Consider the following 19,261-nt stretch of genomic DNA (forward strand, 5'->3'; position numbering starts at 1 on the left):
ATCACCAATGACTAATGACTTTGAAAATCTATTTCTTGCGTCACGGTCAAACTGCTTATAGTATTACGGGTGGTTATTGTGGCACGATCGAAAACGATCCGGGACTTACCCCGGAGGGAATTTTAATGGCAGAAGCTTTTGCCAAAGCTTACTGCGATCTACCTTGGAAAGCTGCTTTTGTTAGTCCTCTACATCGCACAATTCAAACTGCAACGCCTTTTTGTGAAACTGTGGGTTTAGAAATGCAATTGCGGGATGGATTGCGAGAAGTTTCTTATGGTTGTTGGGAAGGTTTGCACCCAACAATAGTTAACCAGGAATTTCATGATGAATATGTATACTGGTTAACTAATCCTGCTTGGACTGCGCCGCCAAATGGAGAAAGGGCGATCGATATTGCGCGTCGTTCTTCTTCAGTAATTCAAGAAATCCAAGAAAGATATTCTGATGGAAATGTTTTAATTGTGTCACATAAGGCAACAATTAGAATTATGATTTGTTGTTTATTAGGAATAGATGTGGGGCGATATCGCGATCGCTTGGCGATGCCTGTAGCGGCGGTTAGTATTGTGGAAATGGCAGCTAAAGGGCCGAGGTTTCATGTAATTGGCGATCGGTCCCATCTTAGCGAGTATTTGCGATCGTTACCTTGTACTTAGATACAATATTTACTATCAAGAGATGCGGAAAAGTTTTTATGCGTTTACTACGAGTTCAAGTTCCAGATTTTCGCGTTTTGCAGAATGTTGATATTACATTTGAAAAGGATTTTTTCCCTAATATTTTTCCCCTTGGCAGTCAAAATGGTGGTGGGAAAAGTACGCTTTTACAACTGATTTTTGGATTATTGCATTGTTCTGGGAATCCCGATCGGGTAGATTTTTTGAAAAACTTACTTCATGGGATTAAAGTTTATGACAAAAATAAAACTATCGCCTTAATTGATATTTGGGATGGAGAAAAATCTATCACGCTTAGGTTTTTGCTAGAGCAAAATAAGAAGCTTATTACATCAAAAACCAAAGAATCCTTTGGAATGATTTGGGATAATGATGATAATAATTATACGGAGAATACAATAGAAATATGCGAATATGAAAAAGAAGTTTTACTTTGCCATTTAGATAACTTAGATATAACTAAAGGAAAAATTTTTCTTAAGGAAGTTTCAGAAAAAATATTTCTGGCTGCACCTGCTACCCAAATTTTTCTCTTTCTTTCTCCCAACTCAAGAAAACTATTATTCAGAGAGCAAAATGAAGAAAATGACTACTATTCACAGCTTAAAGATGCAAAAGCTAAATTACCCGGCTTTTTTACTTATGATTTTATGGCTGTTGATCTACTAACTAAATCCTTGAAAGCAGCTATAGCAGAAGATATCAAACAAGTCAATGAAACAGGCAAATATGGAAATAGTTATAAAGAATTAATTAAAGATTTGCATCTAATATTGGGGAATAAAAAAATCAATTTAGAAGCTGATTTGTCTAGTATCAGTTTTAAATTAGAGAAAGATGGTGAAACTGTAGAACTATATCCAGAAGATTTAAGTCATGGGGAATTAAAGAGACTGAGTATTTATATGTGGTTGAAACATTATAATATAGAAGATGCGATCGTCCTCATGGATGAAATAGAAATTGCATTTCATCCTGATTGGCAATATCAAATAATTGCCGATCTCAAAGAATGGGCACCAAGTAATCAATATATTCTAGCAACTCATTCTTATGAACTATGCCAAGCACTTACACCTTCTCATGTTAAGGAATTAGAGCCAAAACTTCTCAAACAACAAGCATCAAGTTAATTATGAGTTTCGATCCAGCGCAGTTAAAGCGACACTGTGAAATTATTATTCAATCTCGAAGAATTAAGAATAAAATAGTTGTGTTATGTGAAGGAGAAGGAGGTATTAAGGATAATCGGTATAGATTATCGCCGCAAACTTATGCGAGAATGGAGCAAATGCCGGATGCAAACTTTTACAAAGCTTGTGTTCCAAGATGGTGGAGTCAGTATAAACCGGAATTTTTTAATTGTGGCGATCGCAAAGATGTAATAGACACCTACTTTGCCCTTTTAGAAATCCATCAACAAGATAGTGAAAATTCATATTTAACCCCCGGATTACTTCAAACAACAAATAGAAGAAATGCACGCTACCGAAGTTAACGGTTTTGCTCCTGATATTCAGGCAGAAATGGAAAAATTAGAATGGTGCGATTTATTAATTATACAGTTTCCTTTGTGGTGGTTTTCCTTACCTGCAATTCTTAAAGGTTGGGTCGATCGCGTATTTGCAATGGGCAAAATTTACGGTGGTGGTAGATGGTATGATAACGGAGTTTTCCAGGGTAAAAAGGCGATGCTCTCCTTAACTACTGGAGGGCCGGAAAATATGTATACTGCGATCGGGATTAATGGTAATATTAACGAAATCCTTTTTCCTATTAATCACGGAATTCTCAGGTTTGTTGGTTTTGAGGTATTGCCACCTTTTATTGCTTGGGCGGTTGCTCATGCAGATGAAGAAAAACGCCAAGCTTACTTAACAGAGTATAAAAAAAGATTGTTAAACATTGAGTCAACCGAACCGATATTTTACCCGCCTTTGAGTGATTATGACGATCGCTTTCAACTGAAAAGTAAATAATTTTGGGGGACTGGGTACTGGGATCTGGGAACTAGAGAAGACTAAATCTAAAATCTAAAAATGGTTTTAATATGGGTTATCGGACTCAGGCGATCGATACTTCTATTGAAGCAGAAAAAGTGCAGTTTGACCTTTGGCGAAAAATGACACCGAAGGAAAAAGAAGCTTTGTTTCAACGAGTAGTAAGAAAAGGCTCAGCCCTAGCTTTAATGGGAATTAAAAATCAGTTTCCTAATTCCTACCCAAGCCTAATTAAACAGCAATATATTAGAAGACGCTTAGGACAAGAATGGGCTGATTTTATCGGTAAATTAGAAGATTCGGGAGAACTAATGTTAGAAGATCCAATTTGGTTAGCACATCAATTAGCTACTATCTTCAACTCTCTGAATATTCCTTATTATGTTGGCGGTTCCGTAGCCAGTTCCCTCCAAGGAGAAGTAAGATTTACTCAAGACTTAGATTTAGTGATAAATATTCAACCTACCCAAATAGATCCACTAATTAAAGCAATGACAGGACAATTTTATATCAGCGAAGTAGCTGTAGACGAAGCCATTAGAGGGAGAACATCATCATTTAATATAATTCACCTAACTACAACCGAAAAAGCCGACTTATTTGTAATGCGTGACGATGAATTTTCTCGCTCCCAAATGTCTCGTCGCCAGTTACATATTCCCGACAATGATGTTAATAAATCCTTTTATATCTGTTCCCCTGAAGATACAGTATTACAAAAACTCCTTTGGTTCCGCATGACTGCCAGAGAATCGCAAAAGCAATGGCGTGATATTTTAGGTGTACTAAAACTACAAGGAGAAAATCTAGATTTTGGCTATCTCAACCAATGGGCGGAAAAACTGCAACTGATAGACTTACTAGCGCAAGCATTGCAAGAAGCAGGTTTAGCCGAATAATATCAAGTTTGTAGTAGCCACTTTAGTCGTAAATTGTATATGTAAAGACGTGAAAACACCAACAACTAGAAACTACCGAGACTACTTGATAAAATCACTGCAAGACCTGATTATTGCAGTTTTCCGCAACAGTTAATCAAAAAGAGCAATTATAAATCGCTCTTTTTAAACCACATCTAAAGTTTGTTATAACAGACAAAAATCTTTTTTTACATCCATTGCCAAGGCGATCGCTTTCTCGCAAAGTTTCGTTACATCGATCGGAGGAAAATACTTTAAGTAAAAACTCTCTAAAAAGTTTTGTAAAGCAGATTAATTATCAGCATTTCCCGCGATGTAATCTCATAAAATACGAGCAATGATAGGGTTATCAAATTCAATCAAGCAAAATGAAAAGCATATTATTAGGGGTTGCACTACTTCTAACTACCAACCAGATGCCAAGCTATGCCCAAAACGTTAAAGATCAAGAATTTCTTAATCATTATCGGACTTTAGCAGCAAGACAATCACACTCAGAATTACTCATCAATACATTAAACCAGAATCCTACAGGGCATATTCGCTTGGCGCAGAATCTTTGTAACTCATTAAAAAACGGGAAAACTGAACGAGAGTTAATGCAATCTTGGGTTAGTTTTTGGCGAAATTCGTCTAAAGAAATAGTTCAGGCGGCTATTCAATCTGGTAACATCATGTTTACCATTGCACCTAAACATTACTGTCCAGAATTTTCCAGTCCTTAATTAATTTCTGGAACTATTCTGGCTCTCAAAGATGTTGTTGATGTTCGTTTACAGATGAATGAGCTTTGCGATCGAGCTAAACAACACTAGACAAGACTTGATAAAATATTGTCAGAAACAGGAGCTACTGAAATTTCACGATCGCTATATTACAAAAATAATACTAAGAATAAGTTGTTTTTTCCAAGACAATGGCAGAATGTTAATTAGCTAACATAGTCTATTTGTAATACCGATTAATCTTTGCCATAAGTGTCTACTTCAACTACATCAGTGTCCCGTCTTGTCATTGCCCCAAGCCAAGTGATTCGCTGCACCCTAGCCCAGGAGGGTGGGGAAGCGATCGCACGGATAGGTAAAAACCCCTTGGTAGTCGGGGGCGTGCAATCTCTTGCCGTAGTTCAGCCGCAGTTGCAGCTAGTATCAGAACAAGAACAGCTAAGTGTTGCCTTTGCCCACTACACTCCCGATTGTTCCGAATCTACTTTGGCATCTTTAAGAGCAAAAGTAGAAGAACATCAAGCTGACATGATTATTGGTGTCGGTGGTGGTAAAGCTTTAGATACTGCCAAACTTTTAGCACATCAGTGCCACTTACCTGTTGTCACCATACCCACATCAGCGGCAACTTGTGCAGCTTGGAGTGCCCTTTCTAACATTTATTCCGAAAAAGGTGCATATCTCTACGATGTGTCTTTAGAACGTTGTCCCGATCTATTGTTGTTGGATTACAGCTTAATTCAAACTGCGCCACAACGGACTTTAGTTGCGGGAATCGGTGATGCTTTGGCGAAATGGTACGAAGCATCGGTGAGTAGTGGAAACTCTCAGCAAACTTTTATTATTGGTGCGGTTCAACAAGCCAGAGTTTTACGAGATATTTTATTCCAAAAGTCTCGTGTTGCTTTGCAAGAACCAGGAGGCGAAGTTTGGCGAGAAGTTGTTGATGCCACTGTGATGTTAGCCGGGGTGATTGGTGGGTTAGGTGGGGCGCAATGTCGCACTGTCGCTGCCCATGCTACACATAATGGCTTAACTCATATTCTGGCTGCCCATAATTCTTTGCATGGCGAAAAGGTGGCTTACGGGATTTTAGTGCAACTGCGTTTGGAAGAAATGCTGCAAGGTAATCAGTTAGCAGCTACGGCGAGACAACAGTTGTTAAAGTTTTATGCGGAAATTGGTTTACCGCGATCGTTGGATGATTTAGGTTTGGGTAATATTACTTTGACTGAGTTGCGCCAAGCTGCGGAAATTACCTGTTCTCCTAATTCTGATATTCATCGCTTGCCTTTTGAGGTTACGCCGGATCATTTGATGGCAGCAATGGTGTCTACGAAAATTCAGGAAGAGGCGAGGAAGAACTAGGGATTGGGGATTGGGGATTGGGGATTGGGGATTGGGGGACAAGAAGTAGGGTGCGTCAGAAATTCAAATCTTGATGCTGTCGATCGGATTTATCGTCTGACGCACCCTACAAACTTTCTGCCTTTCCCAGTCCCTAGTCCCCAATCCCCAGTCCCCAAAATAAGAGATACTTTTCAAACTACCCTTTTGGGTGGGTTTTTTTTCTCTATTAGTTATTTAGGCAGTTGTGCAATAAGTTAAGAAAATGAATTTAGATTGGATTACGCCTGCGGAACGTTTACAAGCTTTGCCTCCTTATGTGTTTGCGCGATTGGATGAGTTGAAGGCGCGGGCTAGGGAACAGGGTTTGGATTTGATTGATTTGGGAATGGGAAATCCTGATGGGGCGACTCCTGCGCCTGTGGTGGAGGCGGCGATTCGGGCTTTGCAAGATCCGGCTAATCATGGTTATCCGCCTTTTGAGGGGACTGCTAGTTTTCGGCGCACGATTACTGATTGGTATCGACGGCGTTATGGTGTGTCGCTCGATCCGAATAGTGAGGCTTTGCCGCTGTTGGGTTCTAAGGAGGGTTTGACGCATTTGGCGATCGCTTACATTAACCCAGGCGATCTGGTTTTGGTGCCTTCTCCGGCTTATCCGGCTCATTTTCGGGGTCCAGTAATTGCTGGGGGTGAGGTGTATAGTTTACATTTAAGCCCGGAAAATGATTGGTTGATTGATTTGGGGGCGATTCCTGATGAAGTTGCCCAACGTGCTAAAATGCTTTACTTTAATTATCCGAGTAATCCGACTGCGGCGACTGCACCACGGGAGTTGTTTGCGGAAATTGTGGCTTTTGCCCGCAAGCATGAAATTATGCTGGTTCACGATCTTTGTTATGCGGAGTTGGCTTTTGATGGTTATCAGCCGACTAGTTTGTTAGAAATTCCCGGTGCCAAGGAGATTGGTGTAGAGTTTCACACTATGTCAAAAACTTATAATATGGCTGGTTGGCGTGTGGGTTTTGTGGTGGGCAATCGTCATATTATTCAAGGTTTACGCACTTTAAAAACTAATCTGGATTATGGGATTTTTGCGGCTTTACAATCAGCTGCGGAAACGGCGCTTCAGCTGCCGGATGTTTATTTACAAGAGGTGCAAGAACGCTATCGTCGTCGTCGGGATTTCTTGATTGATGGGTTGGCGAGTTTGGGTTGGAATGTGCCGAAAACTAAGGCGACGATGTATCTTTGGGTACCTTGTCCGCCTGGTGTGGGGTCAACTGATTTTGCACTTTCCGTATTGCAGCAAACTGGTGTTGTAGTTACTCCGGGAAATGCTTTTGGCGTTGCTGGAGAGGGTTATGTGCGAATTAGTTTAATTGCTGATTGCGATCGCTTATCCACTGCTTTGCAACGCTTGAAACAGGCTAATATCCGTTATCAATCCCAGGCATTAGTTGCTAGTTCAGAGTGAAAGTTAAATTTGTCTTAAGTTATTTAATCATTTGCTGGGTCGCTCTCGGCTTGGTTATGATTTGGTGGCAAAAACAGTCTGTGGCTAATGGCTCTCGTTTTTCCACCAATTCTACTGTTTTGAATGCTGGATTTTTCCCGAATTTCCGATTGCTTCCAGTGGGAAATTTGGGGAAATCAACTAATTGGGAAAATACTTATTCTCAGTCGGTTCTTTCGGTTAATGAGTCGTCTATTAATCCCCGAATAGTTGCGGCTAATACTAGGTTTAGTTTCAAGCTGTTTTCGCAGTTGCAAACTGAACAAGCTAACCAGAATGTTTTTATTTCTCCGGCTAGTGTTAGTGTGGCTTTGGCGATCGCTTACAATGGCAGTAATGGGGAGACTAGACAGGCGATCGCTCGGACATTAGAATTACAAGAAATTAGTATTCAAGAAGTTAATCAAGCAAATGCTGTAATCAAAAAGCAGCTGCAAGAATCTCGTTTGAAATCCCAGATTCAGCTTGCTAATTCCTTATGGATAGATAAGCAAGAACCTCTGAAACCAGATTTTAGCCAAAAAATTCAACGGTACTATCAAGCGGAAATTCAAAGGATTAATTTTCGCGAACCGCAAGCTACTGCTAGGATTAATTCCTGGGTGCGAAAAAGTACTAATGGTAGGATCGATCGCATTATTGAACGGATAGAACCAAATACTGCTTTCCTCTTACTTAATGCGATTTACTTTGTCGGTAACTGGAAATATCCTTTTGCTAGAGAACTGACTAAAGATCATCCTTTCACTTTGGTAAATGGAACGCAAAAATCTGTAAAAATGATGTTTCAACAAATACCAGGAGTGAAATATTATGAAAATGAATTATTTCAAGCAATTAGCTTACCTTATTCTGATACTAGGTTAAGTATGTACATTTTCTTACCTAATAAAGATGTGGGTATTAAAGGTTTTTATCAAAATTTGAATCAGAAAAATTGGCAAAAATGGATGGAATATTTTAATAGTAATGAATTGGATAATGATTATTCTCAATTCATTTCTGTTGGTTTACCTCGATTTCAATTAAATTATGAAGTTGATTTAATAAATGCTTTGAAAGCTTTGGGAATGCAAATAGCTTTTAGTCAGAAAGCTGATTTTTCCTCTATTACTGTTCCTCCTTTATGGATTGGTAAAGTGCAACACAAGACTTTTTTAGAAGTTAATGAGGAGGGAACTACAGCCACAGCAGTTACTAATATAGGAGGTAGTAGAGGAGGACTAACTAAAATTATTGTCGATCGCCCATTCTTCTGTGTAATTTGTGACAATGAAACTGGAACTATACTGTTTATGGGGTCTATTGTAAACCCCTAGTAATGGTATAATTTTCAAGTATAAATCACCGCAATCAAATAATCCCTTGAAAAGAAAATAAATTCGTTCACAATTAAATTAATCACACTTTATTTAAGTGAAAAAGAATATGTCAGAACATCGCTGTGTAATGGTTTGTCAACACAACTCTTGCTTAAAAAATGGTTCAGCAGAAGTGTTAGCTGCTTTTCAAGCCAGAGAAATTGAGGCAGTAGAAGTGCAAGCTAGTTCTTGTATGGGACAGTGCAGTTCTGGGCCTACAGTGCGAATTGTACCTGACGAAACTTGGTATTGTCGGGTTCAACCTAGTAATGTTGCTGAAATTGTTGAGCAACATCTCGAACAAGGAAAACCCGTAGAAGCTAAGCTGAATCCGAGAATTCATTTAAGAATGGAAATGTTTTTCTCTCCCTAATAGCTACTGCAAGAAGGCAGAAGGCAGAAACATCAACATTACAAAACAAATTTATGTTAGAACCATTTTCTAGACTGGGTTGCCAAATTTTAATTAGCCCAATATGGATATTTTTATTTTTAGGAGTATTGTTACTTTTGCGATATTTGCACAGCGTTCTTACTCAGCGAAAGATAGCTAAAGAAGCGTTGCGGGAAAGCGAAGCTAGATTTCGTTCTTTGACTGATGTAACTATGGAAGGTATTATAATTCATGAAAACGGAAAAGTGTTAGATGTAAATCCTGCTTTTGCTAGGATGTTTGGCTATGAATTAAATGAAGTAGTGGGGATGTCTGCTGAAGATTTTGTGACAGCAGAATCTTGGTTAATTGTAGGGGAAAAAGTTGCATCTGGAAGTGAAGATCCTTACCAAATTATAGCTGTAAGAAAGGATGGTACAACATTTCCGTTAGAAGTAATTGGCAGAACTTATATTTACCAAGGTCGCTCTGTGCGGGTGGCTTCGGTACGAGATTTGAGTAATTCTCAAAAAGCTGAAGAAGCTTTAATAGCTAGTGAAGAAAGATTTCGGGCTACCTTTAATCAAGCTGCGGTGGGAATGGCTCATGTGAGTCAAGATGGTAAATGGTTATATGTTAATCAAAAACTTTGCGATATTGTGGGTTACTCCAAAGAAGAATTGCTGACAATGACTTTTCAAGAAATTACTTATGCGGAGGATTTAGATATAGATTTGGAATATGTGCGAAAGATTTTAGCGCAGGAAATCCAAACATATTCAATGGAAAAACGCTATATCCGTAAGGATGGTTCTTTGGTTTGGATTAATTTAACTGGGTCTTTAGTGCGCGATACTGCTAACGTAACGCTACGCGATCGCACAGGAAAACCAGACTATTTTATTGCGGTAATTGAAGATATTTCGCAGCGCAAACAAACGGAATTAGAATTAAGTAATAGAGCTAAGCAACAGGCGACGATCGCTCATTTAGGACAAAGGGCGCTTTCGGGAATTAAGCTTGATAGTTTAATGGATGAAACTGCTATTTTGATTAGTGAAACTTTAGAGGTTGAGTATTGCAAAATTCTCGAACTACTTCCAGATGGTAAAGCCTTTTTTTTACGTTCAGGAATTGGTTGGCAACCTGGATTAGTAGGCAATAAAACTATAGGTGCAAGGCTTGATTCTCAAGCAGGTTATACATTGATTTGCCAAGAACCAGTAGTAGTTACAGACTTAAGGAAAGAAAATCGTTTTCATGAGCCACAATTACTTCTACAACATGGTGTAATTAGTGGTATGAGTGTAATTATTGCTGGAGAAAATCAACCTTGGGGAGTGTTGGGGGCGCATTCTAGGAAACCGCGAATTTTTACGGAAGATGATATTAATTTTTTTCAAGCAGTAGCTAATATTTTGGCGGAAGCGATCGCCCGTCAGCAACTTTTAGAGAAGAAACAAGCAGCCCGTGCTAGGGCTGAAGAAAATGAGCAATATTATCGATTATTAACGGAAGCTATTCCCCAAATTGTTTGGACAACAAAACCTAATGGTGAGATTGATTATTTTAATCATCGTTGGTATGAATATACCGGATTAAGTGTGGAGGAAAGTTTAGGTTCTGGGTGGCAAACTGTGCTGCATCCTGACGATCGAGAATTTAGCCGTTTGTGTTGGTTGCAAGCAGTGGAAACAGGCAATACTTATGTTGTTGAGTATCGACTGCGATCGCCAGATGGTAGTTATCGCTGGTACTTAGGAAGAGGATTACCTGTACGCGATCGAGATGGTAAAATTGTGCGCTGGCTTGGTACTTGTACAGATATTGAAGATCAAAAAAGAGCACAGTCAGAACGCACTGAATTACTGAAACGAGAACAAGCTGCTAAAAATATAGTTCAAAGGTTGCAAGCAGTAACAGATGTTGTCTTAAACCATCTTTCTTTAGAGGAATTATTGCAAGATTCTCTGGAAAGAATTAGTGAAATTTGTCATGCTGACACTGCTGCTATTTTACTTAAAGATACTCAGAGTAATAATTTAAAAGTCCGAGCAGTTAAGGGATTAGAAGAGGAATTTAGGCAAGAGTTTTGTATTCCTTTAGGTGAAGGTTTTGCTGGAAAAATTGCTGAAAAACTGCAACCAATGATTATTGAAAAAGATGCTTATAATCATGTGTTTAGTCCGGTTTTGCAAGAACGAAAAGTACAATCTCTGATGGGTGCGCCGTTAATAATTGCCGGGAGATTGTTAGGTGTTATTCATGTGGGTACACTTGATATTCATGAATTTACGCCGGAGGATTTGCGTTTATTAGAGTTGGTTGCCGATCGCATTGCTTTAGCGATCGATCGAGCTAATATTTACGAAGCACAACGGGAAGCACTGAACCAAGCCCAAGAAGCGAACCGGATCAAAGATGAATTTTTGGCGATCGTTTCCCATGAATTACGTACTCCATTAAACTCTATTTTAGGCTGGGCGCAAATGCTCCGCACTCGCCAATTAAGTCAAGAAACAATTAATAAAGCTTTAGAGACAATTGAACGTAATGCTAAACAACAGGTAAACTTAATTGATGACATTTTGGATATTTCTCGGATTATTCGCGGTAAGATTCGTTTGAGTATTCAACTAGTGAATTTAGCAGAAGTAATTGATGATGTAATTGAAACTATTAAACCCGCAACTGAAGCGAAAAGTATTCAGTTAGTCTCCATACTTGAGCCGTCAGTAGGATTAGTTGCAGGCGATCGATCGCGCTTACAACAAATTGTCCTTAACTTACTTTCTAACGCGGTAAAATTCACTTCAGAAAATGGACAAATTGAAATTAAGCTATCAGTTTTAGAAGATCGCACAAATAAGTACGCCCAAGTGCAAGTTAGAGACACTGGTAAAGGAATCGGTACTGATTTTCTTCCTCATGTATTTGAAGGTTTTCGTCAAGAAGATGGCTCAATTACTAGATCGCATGGCGGATTAGGACTTGGTTTAACTATTGTCCGGCGATTGGTAGAATTACATGGGGGAACGGTTCAAGCTTATAGCGAAGGAGAAGGTAAAGGTGCAACTTTTACCGTAAAATTACCCTTAATTAAAGAGCATGAGAAACTTAACTATTTACCGAGTAATAATGAGTACAATTTGATGGAATTTTCCTTATCTTCCTCTTCCCTAACTGTTGCTTCCGCTTCTTTATTAGGATTAAGAATACTAGTGGTTGATGACGACATTGATAATTGCGAATTAGTTGCTAACGTACTAACTCAATATGGAGCTTTAGTGAAAATAGCTTTTTCAGCTAAAGAAGCTTTAAATATTATTCAAAAGCTTAAACCAGATGTATTAGTTAGCGATTTGGGAATGCCGGGAGAAGATGGTTATACTTTAATTAGGAAAATCAGAGAATTGGAAGCTAGTGGTGGTGCAACTATTTGTGCAGTAGCGATCGCCCTTTCCGCTTTTGCCAGAGATGAAGATCGCCGCCAAGCTATCCAAGCAGGTTTTCAAATGCACGTTCCAAAACCAGTAGAACCAGAAAATTTAGCTAAAGTAGTAGCAACTCTGGTTAAACACAGTTAACTAGTGATTTGGATAACAAATAAAAAGCTATGAATTATGAAACTGATAAATTAAATTATAAATTTTCCTGGTTTGACTGGTTTTGTCTCTGGTATCCACCAGGTTGGTTGATTTTATTTAACCGCCATTGGCAAAAATATCACGCCGATCCTGATGGTTGGAATTGGCTAGAATACATTTTATTTTTAATTCCCGGTGGTTTTTATTTAGCATTATTAATTCGTTGGTTGCGCCTTGGTTGTCGTCCTCCCCGCTTAGAAAATATAGAAGAATTTAACCCTATTTATCAACAAGCTTTTCGCCAAGAAATACTTGCTCCCATTGCTAAATATTACTTTCGCGGTGAGTTAAAACAACTGGAAAATTTGCCAGAAAAATCACCATTAATAGTGGCAATGAATCATGCCGGAATGTCTTTCCCTTGGGATTTTTTAGTGTTAGCTTATTTGTTAGGAGAATCCCGCAGTTGGACGGTGCAACCCTTAGCTGGTGTTTCCTTATTTGAACATCCTTGGGTAGTTTGGTGGCTACCGCCTGGATGGTCTAAAGTTTTAGGTGCGGTGCGAGCAGAAATAGATGATTTTGCTGCCGCAGTTTCCCACGAAATCATTTTACTTTATGCGCCTGAAGGTTTACGTGGTCCTGGCAAAGGTTGGTTTTCTCGTTATCATTTAGAAACTTTTCATCCGAGTTTTATTAGTTTAAGCGATCGCTATCAAATCCCCATTTCTCCGGTAATTTGTTTAGGAAATGAATCTCTTCATCCTTTGACGATTAACGTGAGAAAATTAGGTAAAATATTTGGTCTTCCCTTCTTACCCATTTCCTTTTTAATGCCTGTGTTTATTCTGTTTCCCTCAATGGGAGTTTGGGCAATGAAAACTCGATTGACTTATTATGTTCAACCTGTTTGTTTACCCGAAAATTTCTCTGATACTAATCACACTAATGCTTATCGTCGCGCCCAAGAACTTAGAGAGAATATGCAAAAGGAAATTTTTGGATTAAAATTGAAAATAAACACACATGAATTATAGATTTATGAATTTAAACACTTAACTTGGCAGGGTAAATCCATGACAATTAATCAACAAGGACGAATTGTAATTCACAACAGTGTACTTCCGGCTTTAGATGCTTTGACAGAAGAGGAGAGACAAAGCGTTTTAAAAACCATTAACTCTTTAGAAATATCTCCAATTCAACAACTTATTAAATCTCAAAATATTGCCAAACTTAAGGCTGATGAAGAACTTTATGTAATTCGTGTTAATCCAAGTTTGCGAATTATTTTTAGGATGACTTCTCCAGATAAAATTGAAATACTGGATATTTTTATGAAAGAAAGAATAGAATTTCTTTTTGATAATTCCCCTAAAATTATACTGTAAAAATGAAAACTTTTCTGCCTTTTGAATTTGATGTTAGACTGTGTATTGAGCAACTTACAGAATTCCAACAATTACTTGCTAGACGTAGGAACTTATCAGAACGTGAAGAAATCTTACCCTTTTTTAGGAACCGTCCACATTTATCTGCATTCGTTGGGACTTATCATCCTAAAATTAATAGATACGATCGCATTGCATTTGAGTATGACTTATTCGGAGATTTTGCTAGCGATTTAGTAATCGGAGATTACTCAAACAACGCTTACTGTTTTGTAGAATTTGAGGCAGCAGAATCAGACAGTATATTTCGTAGTAAATCTAGCAAAATTACTCCAGAATGGTCGCCCAGATTTGAGCAGGGGCTAAGCCAACTAATTATTAAAGATTTTAAATGAAGAATGTTAAGAATTAATATTTGACGGGAACATTTTAAGTTAAATCATCGACTTAGGATTTATCAATGCTTTTTAACAGAGCGATTAACCAAGGATTACTATGAAAAAGCAACTACTAAGTCGGATCAGTTTAGCTTTAAGTTTGATCGTAGTTATTTTACTAACAGGGTCGTTGATTCGACAACCCAAAGAAGTAAAAGCTAACGTAACTCACAGCAGTTTCACCAAACAAAACTCTAATAATATGACTGAAAAATTAGGGCAAGCAAATACCAATTTTGGGTTTAAATTATTTTCGCAAATTTTCGCTAAAGATGGCAGAAAAAATATTTTTGTTTCGCCTAGTAGTGTGGCGATCGCACTGCAAATGACCTACAATGGTGCAGCTGGTTCCACAAAACAAGCAATGGCTCAAACCTTACAATTACAAGGAATCAGTTTAGCAGAACTTAACCAATCCCAATTAGCTTTAACCCAAACTTTAGCCAAAATTGACCCAAAAGTGCAACTAGATATTGCTAACTCCCTGTGGTTAAGAGAAGGATTTCCTTTTCAACCAGAATTTCTGCAAACAACAGAGAAATATTACCAAGCAAAAATCACCAATTTAGATTTCAAGAATCCCAATTCAGTCAAAATAATTAATGATTGGGTAAGCCAAAACACTAGCTCAAAAATTCCTAAAATCATCGATGAAATCGATCCTTCATCTGTGCTTTTTTTAATCAATGCCATTTACTTTAAAGGCAATTGGGAAAAAGAATTTTTTAAATCTGCCACCAAAGAACAACCTTTTACCTTACTCAATGGAACTCGGAAACAACATCCTTTAATGTCCCAACGGGGTAAATATCGTTACTCTGAAACTTCCGAATTTCAAGCTATTAGTTTGCCCTACGGTTCTGGACGTTTGAGTATGTATGTATTTCTGCCGAAACCAAACATTAAACAGGCAGATTTTTACCGGAATTTAACTGCGGAAAACTGGCAACAATGGATGAAACAATTCTCTTATAGAGAGGGAGAAATTGTTTTACCTCGCTTCAAATTAGAATACGAGCTTACTTTAAATGAAGCTTTGCAAGCATTAGGAATGGGAGTAGCTTTTCAAAACCAAGCTAACTTTTCTAATATGACTCCTGAACAAGTAAAAATTGATGAAGTCAAACACAAAACTTTTGTGGAAGTTAATGAAGAAGGTACAGAAGCAGCAGCGGTAACCTCTGTAGCAATTATGCCAACTGCTGCACTACCAACAGAAGAACCTTTTAAAATGGTAGTCGATCGCCCTTTCTTCTGTGCAATTCGCGATAATCAAACCGGAACAATTTTATTTATGGGTTCAATTGTAGATCCAAAATAACAATTACTTACAGTTCGTAGTAAGCACTTCAGTGCGAGTGGCGCTGAAGCGCCTACTACGAACTTTAACTTTCTACGAAGCGATATCCTTTACCGTAAACAGTGTGAATTAGCTGACTTTGATGATTAGCTTCGATTTTTCGACGCAACAAACGAATTAAAGCAGCTAACACATTGCTACTGGGTTGTTCTTCCCCACTCCACAAATGTTCGTAAATTTCTGTATGAGTTAATAATTCTCCCGGATGACGCATAAAATATTCTAAAAGCTGACTTTCTTTGTCAGATAATTCAATCATTCTTCCTTGACGATAAGCTACTTGATTTTCTAAGTCTAATTCTAAATCTCCAACTTTTAATTTTTGGTGAGTTATCGGAGATTCTAACACTGTGACTCGCCGCAATAAGGCGCGAACTCTGGCTAATAATTCTCGTAATTCAAAAGGTTTTACTAAATAATCATCTGCGCCTGCGTCTAATCCTTGTACGCGATCGTCTAAAGTATCTTTAGCAGTCAAAAATAAAACCGGAGTACTTTTTCCTTGACGGCGTAATTCTTGACAAATTTCTAATCCTGAGATTTGCGGTAACATCCAATCGAGAATTAATAAATCATAATTTCCCTGTAGCGCCAATTGATTTCCAGAAATTCCGTCATAAGCTACATCTACACTGTAACCATCACGAGTTAACACTGCTTTGAGAGGATCGGCAAGTTCGGTTTCATCGTCAACTAGAAGAATTTTCATGGGACAATTAAGAATGGGAAAACTACCTGTTACACTTTTAGGGGCGAAGCATTCGGAGAGAAAACCTAGAATTTGAGTAGATAGATTGTCGCTCGAATGATTCGCCCCTACAAAATCTAAAAGCAAAAATCGTTATGTTGACTGTTGCATTGCCAAAAGGCGCTCTTCTGAAAGATACCATTCGTTTATTGCAAAGTGTGGGATTAGATTTTAGTGCTTTTTTAGAATCTAATAACCGTCAATTGCAAATTTCCGATCCTACTAATACCGCTCAAGCTTTGTTAGTACGGGCACAAGATGTTCCGGTTTATGTAGAATACGGACAAGCACAATTGGGAGTTGTTGGTTATGATGTATTGCGGGAAAAACATCCGAAAGTTGCCCATTTAGCCGATCTAAAATTTGGTTATTGTCGCTTGTCTGTGGCTGTAAAACAGTCTAGCCCTTATCGATCGGCTCTGCAACTTCCGCCACATGGAAGAGTAGCTTCTAAGTTTGTTAAATGTGCGGCTGAATATTTTGAGGCTTTGGATTTACCTGTGGAAATTGTACCACTTTCTGGTTCAGTAGAATTAGGGCCAATTACCGGAATGTCGGAAGCAATTGTTGATTTGGTTTCTAGCGGACGAACTCTCAAAGAAAACGGTTTAGTTGAAATTGATGTGTTATTTGAAAGTACCGCTAGATTAATTGTCAATCCTTTGAGTTATCGCCTCAATTCTGATAATTTACATGGTTGGGTGGAGCGAGTGCGAGAAACAATTTCAGCGGCAGTTTAATTGATTATTTGTTATTTGTCATCAGCCATTAGTAGAAGAGGGTGGAAGTCTCCAGGGCAGCAAGGAAGGTGATTCGTACTTCTAAAATCTAAAAATTAAAATATAAAATGGAGTAGCAGATAATTGCTAATTAGGTTTTAGAATGACTCGTTTATCACCACTAATTAAGGAAGATGCCGATCGAAAATCGCCTCGCCGGGAAAGTGATTGGCGATTATTTTTGTGGTTAGTTCCTTATGCACGCCGGAATCAACGATTGTTAATTATAGCGATCGCCCTCCTACTACCAGTAGCAATTTCCGGTTCAATTCAACCATTAATCATTGGACAAGCTGTTTCTTTAATTCGCGGAGAACCAACAAATTTTCCCTTTTTACAAGGTGTCACCTTATCTCAAGGAATCAACATTCTGGCGGGTTTACTGTTAGTATCAGTAGCTATTCGCATGGTACTCGTAAGTTTTCAATCCTACACGGTGCAGCGAATTGGGCAACAAATTACAGCCGCAATTCGTGAGGATTTATTTACTCATGTAACTTCCTTAGCAGTGAAATTTTTCGATCGAACTCCAGTCGGTAAATTAATTACTCGCCTCACTAGCGATGTTGAAGCTTTGGGAGATGTTTTTTCTACTGGTGCAATTGGGATTGTCAGCGATTTATTTAGTATTTTGGTAATTGCTGTTTTCATGTTAACTTTGCAATGGCAATTAGCAATAATGCTGATATTAATGTTAATTCCAGTTTCCCTGGTAATTGTTTATTTCCAAAAGCAATATCGGCAAGCAAACTATAAAGCTAGGGAAGAACTTTCGGCGCTTAATTCCACATTACAAGAAAACATTGTCGGGATTAATGTGGTGCAAATGTTCCGCCGGGAAAAGTTTAATGCTGAGGTGTTTCGCAACACTAATAAACGCTATATTCGAGAAATCGATCGCACCATTTTTCATGATTCAGCTGTTTCTGCTACTTTAGAATGGATTTCTTTAGTAGCGATCGCTTGCGTTTTAGGATTAGGTGGATGGTTTGTTTTGCAGGAAAACTTAACTTTTGGCATCTTATCCACCTTCATTTTATATTCCCAACGTTTGTTCGATCCAATCAGACAATTAGCCGAAAAATTTACCTCAATTCAAGCAGGTTTTACCGCTGTCGAACGGATTACTGATATTCTCCATGAACCGATCGAAATTCGCGACTCCGAAACCCCCAAATCTTTGCCAATAAGTGGTTATTCTCAACATAACGGCGCTGAGTCAATGGGAGAAATTCGCTTTGAACAAGTTGACTTTGCTTATAAGTCCAATGAATACGTTTTAAAGAACCTCAATTTTACCATTCATCCCGGTGAAAAAATTGCTTTAGTCGGGCCAACAGGCGCAGGAAAAAGTTCAATCATTCGCTTATTATGTCGGCTTTACGAACCTACCTCTGGAAGAATTATTGTTGACGGAGTTGATATTCGTGATTTACCCCAAATTGAACTTCGTCGGCACATAGGCGTAATTTTACAAGACGGATTTCTCTTTTCTGGTGATGTCAAAAGTAACATCACTTTAGGAGAAAATTATTCCTTAGAAGCAGTCAAAGCTGCCGCTAAAGCTACTAACGTTGACCAATTCATTGAACAATTACCCCAAGGTTATGATACTGAACTTCGAGAAAGAGGAACCAATCTTTCAGGAGGTCAAAAACAGTTATTAGCTTTTGCTAGAGCCGCAATTCGCGATCCGAGAATTTTAGTTTTAGACGAAGCAACTGCTAATTTAGATGTGAGAACTGAAGCTTTAATTCAGGAAGCATTAGACAGATTACTTGTGGGAAGAACTGCAATTATTATCGCCCATCGACTTTCTACAATTCGCAATGTAGACCGGATTTTGGTACTAAAACGCGGTGAATTAGTCGAAATCGGAAGTCATGAAGAACTATTAGCAAAAGGCGGACTTTATGCGAGTTTGTATAAGTTGCAACTTTTAGGAGCTTAAGTAACATAAGTTGTTAGTTATAAGTTAGCCCTCCTTGATAAGCAGGGGGCTAACTTATAACTAGCAAATGGAGTTAAGTGCTAAGA

General features: G+C 38.4%; 18 protein-coding genes. 17 read left to right on the plus strand and 1 reads right to left on the minus strand.

Annotation, left to right across the window (positions count from 1 at the left end; all coding sequences use genetic code 11):
- The first annotated feature begins 14 nt into the window (after window positions 1–14).
- The 15 genes from ACE1B6_RS25030 to ACE1B6_RS25100 all read left to right on the plus strand — a co-directional run bounded on the left by ACE1B6_RS25030 (window position 15) and on the right by ACE1B6_RS25100 (window position 15,658).
- Complete coding sequence (locus ACE1B6_RS25030) at window positions 15–659, plus strand: histidine phosphatase family protein (protein WP_413260004.1); 645 nt, start codon at window positions 15–17, stop codon at window positions 657–659.
- A gap of 38 nt (window positions 660–697) precedes the next feature.
- A complete protein-coding gene (locus tag ACE1B6_RS25035; protein WP_413260005.1) occupies window positions 698–1,813 on the plus strand; it encodes an AAA family ATPase in 1,116 nt (371 codons plus the stop codon).
- Between the two features lie 2 nt (window positions 1,814–1,815).
- Window positions 1,816–2,178, plus strand: a complete 363-nt coding sequence (locus tag ACE1B6_RS25040) for a hypothetical protein (RefSeq protein WP_413260006.1) — start codon at window positions 1,816–1,818, stop codon at window positions 2,176–2,178.
- Complete coding sequence (locus tag ACE1B6_RS25045; protein WP_413260007.1) at window positions 2,159–2,659, plus strand: NAD(P)H-dependent oxidoreductase; 501 nt, start codon at window positions 2,159–2,161, stop codon at window positions 2,657–2,659. Before ACE1B6_RS25040 ends, ACE1B6_RS25045 begins: the two co-directional genes overlap by 20 nt.
- A gap of 71 nt (window positions 2,660–2,730) precedes the next feature.
- Window positions 2,731–3,579 (plus strand): hypothetical protein, encoded by an 849-nt coding sequence (locus tag ACE1B6_RS25050; protein WP_413260008.1) that lies wholly within the window; start codon window positions 2,731–2,733, stop codon window positions 3,577–3,579.
- Window positions 3,580–3,968: 389 nt separating this feature from the next.
- Entirely contained in the window at window positions 3,969–4,325 is a 357-nt protein-coding gene (locus ACE1B6_RS25055) for a hypothetical protein (protein WP_413260009.1), read from the plus strand.
- A gap of 273 nt (window positions 4,326–4,598) precedes the next feature.
- Window positions 4,599–5,693 carry an iron-containing alcohol dehydrogenase family protein gene (locus tag ACE1B6_RS25060; RefSeq protein ID WP_413260010.1) on the plus strand — a complete coding sequence of 365 codons (1,095 nt, stop codon included), beginning with the start codon at window positions 4,599–4,601 and terminating at the stop codon, window positions 5,691–5,693.
- Between the two features lie 244 nt (window positions 5,694–5,937).
- The gene (locus tag ACE1B6_RS25065) at window positions 5,938–7,149 is read left to right on the plus strand and encodes an aspartate aminotransferase (protein WP_413260011.1); all 1,212 of its coding nucleotides are present in this window, start codon (window positions 5,938–5,940) and stop codon (window positions 7,147–7,149) included.
- Window positions 7,150–7,205: 56 nt separating this feature from the next.
- Window positions 7,206–8,507, plus strand: a complete 1,302-nt coding sequence (locus ACE1B6_RS25070; RefSeq protein ID WP_413260012.1) for a serpin family protein — start codon at window positions 7,206–7,208, stop codon at window positions 8,505–8,507.
- A gap of 109 nt (window positions 8,508–8,616) precedes the next feature.
- Window positions 8,617–8,922, plus strand: coding sequence for a (2Fe-2S) ferredoxin domain-containing protein (locus ACE1B6_RS25075; RefSeq protein ID WP_413260013.1), 306 nt, complete (start codon window positions 8,617–8,619; stop codon window positions 8,920–8,922).
- Between the two features lie 53 nt (window positions 8,923–8,975).
- A complete protein-coding gene (locus tag ACE1B6_RS25080) occupies window positions 8,976–12,509 on the plus strand; it encodes a PAS domain S-box protein (RefSeq protein WP_413260014.1) in 3,534 nt (1,177 codons plus the stop codon).
- Window positions 12,510–12,538: 29 nt separating this feature from the next.
- The gene (locus ACE1B6_RS25085) at window positions 12,539–13,546 is read left to right on the plus strand and encodes a 1-acyl-sn-glycerol-3-phosphate acyltransferase (RefSeq protein ID WP_413260015.1); all 1,008 of its coding nucleotides are present in this window, start codon (window positions 12,539–12,541) and stop codon (window positions 13,544–13,546) included.
- A 39-nt stretch (window positions 13,547–13,585) separates the two neighbouring features.
- Window positions 13,586–13,900, plus strand: coding sequence for a hypothetical protein (locus ACE1B6_RS25090; protein WP_413260016.1), 315 nt, complete (start codon window positions 13,586–13,588; stop codon window positions 13,898–13,900).
- 2 nt (window positions 13,901–13,902) lie between these two features.
- Entirely contained in the window at window positions 13,903–14,295 is a 393-nt protein-coding gene (locus ACE1B6_RS25095) for a Shedu anti-phage system protein SduA domain-containing protein (RefSeq protein WP_413260017.1), read from the plus strand.
- 100 nt (window positions 14,296–14,395) lie between these two features.
- Window positions 14,396–15,658: a serpin family protein gene (locus tag ACE1B6_RS25100; protein ID WP_413260018.1), complete on the plus strand. Its 1,263-nt coding sequence runs from the start codon at window positions 14,396–14,398 to the stop codon at window positions 15,656–15,658.
- A gap of 64 nt (window positions 15,659–15,722) precedes the next feature.
- Here ACE1B6_RS25100 and rppA read toward each other — a convergent pair whose 3' ends face one another.
- Window positions 15,723–16,406, minus strand: coding sequence for a two-component system response regulator RppA (gene rppA / locus ACE1B6_RS25105; protein WP_413260019.1), 684 nt, complete (start codon window positions 16,404–16,406; stop codon window positions 15,723–15,725).
- Window positions 16,407–16,540: 134 nt separating this feature from the next.
- On the opposite strand from rppA, the gene hisG reads away from it, so the two are divergent.
- Window positions 16,541–17,185 carry an ATP phosphoribosyltransferase gene (gene hisG, locus ACE1B6_RS25110; protein WP_413260020.1) on the plus strand — a complete coding sequence of 215 codons (645 nt, stop codon included), beginning with the start codon at window positions 16,541–16,543 and terminating at the stop codon, window positions 17,183–17,185.
- A gap of 142 nt (window positions 17,186–17,327) precedes the next feature.
- Complete coding sequence (locus ACE1B6_RS25115; RefSeq protein ID WP_413260021.1) at window positions 17,328–19,175, plus strand: ABC transporter ATP-binding protein; 1,848 nt, start codon at window positions 17,328–17,330, stop codon at window positions 19,173–19,175.
- Window positions 19,176–19,261: the final 86 nt, after the last annotated feature.

It is taken from the genome of Floridaenema fluviatile BLCC-F154, from assembly GCF_041929135.1.
In the GTDB taxonomy this organism is placed as follows: Bacteria; Cyanobacteriota; Cyanobacteriia; order Cyanobacteriales; family Aerosakkonemataceae; genus Floridanema; species Floridanema fluviatile.

Excerpts from the sequence above, each read along its gene's own strand:
- ACE1B6_RS25075 (WP_413260013.1), top strand. The coding sequence starts at position 8,617 with ATGTCAGAACATCGCTGTGTAATGGTTTGTCAACACAACTCTTGCTTA.
- ACE1B6_RS25095 (WP_413260017.1), top strand. The coding sequence starts at position 13,903 with ATGAAAACTTTTCTGCCTTTTGAATTTGATGTTAGACTGTGTATTGAG.
- hisG (WP_413260020.1), top strand. The coding sequence starts at position 16,541 with ATGTTGACTGTTGCATTGCCAAAAGGCGCTCTTCTGAAAGATACCATT.
- ACE1B6_RS25045 (WP_413260007.1), top strand. The coding sequence starts at position 2,159 with ATGCACGCTACCGAAGTTAACGGTTTTGCTCCTGATATTCAGGCAGAA.
- rppA (WP_413260019.1), bottom strand. The coding sequence starts at position 16,406 with ATGAAAATTCTTCTAGTTGACGATGAAACCGAACTTGCCGATCCTCTC.
- ACE1B6_RS25065 (WP_413260011.1), top strand. The coding sequence starts at position 5,938 with ATGAATTTAGATTGGATTACGCCTGCGGAACGTTTACAAGCTTTGCCT.
- ACE1B6_RS25090 (WP_413260016.1), top strand. The coding sequence starts at position 13,586 with ATGACAATTAATCAACAAGGACGAATTGTAATTCACAACAGTGTACTT.
- ACE1B6_RS25050 (WP_413260008.1), top strand. The coding sequence starts at position 2,731 with ATGGGTTATCGGACTCAGGCGATCGATACTTCTATTGAAGCAGAAAAA.
- ACE1B6_RS25035 (WP_413260005.1), top strand. The coding sequence starts at position 698 with ATGCGTTTACTACGAGTTCAAGTTCCAGATTTTCGCGTTTTGCAGAAT.
- ACE1B6_RS25085 (WP_413260015.1), top strand. The coding sequence starts at position 12,539 with ATGAATTATGAAACTGATAAATTAAATTATAAATTTTCCTGGTTTGAC.
- ACE1B6_RS25055 (WP_413260009.1), top strand. The coding sequence starts at position 3,969 with ATGAAAAGCATATTATTAGGGGTTGCACTACTTCTAACTACCAACCAG.
- ACE1B6_RS25040 (WP_413260006.1), top strand. The coding sequence starts at position 1,816 with ATGAGTTTCGATCCAGCGCAGTTAAAGCGACACTGTGAAATTATTATT.
- ACE1B6_RS25100 (WP_413260018.1), top strand. The coding sequence starts at position 14,396 with ATGAAAAAGCAACTACTAAGTCGGATCAGTTTAGCTTTAAGTTTGATC.
- ACE1B6_RS25115 (WP_413260021.1), top strand. The coding sequence starts at position 17,328 with ATGACTCGTTTATCACCACTAATTAAGGAAGATGCCGATCGAAAATCG.
- ACE1B6_RS25080 (WP_413260014.1), top strand. The coding sequence starts at position 8,976 with ATGTTAGAACCATTTTCTAGACTGGGTTGCCAAATTTTAATTAGCCCA.
- ACE1B6_RS25070 (WP_413260012.1), top strand. The coding sequence starts at position 7,206 with ATGATTTGGTGGCAAAAACAGTCTGTGGCTAATGGCTCTCGTTTTTCC.
- ACE1B6_RS25030 (WP_413260004.1), top strand. The coding sequence starts at position 15 with ATGACTTTGAAAATCTATTTCTTGCGTCACGGTCAAACTGCTTATAGT.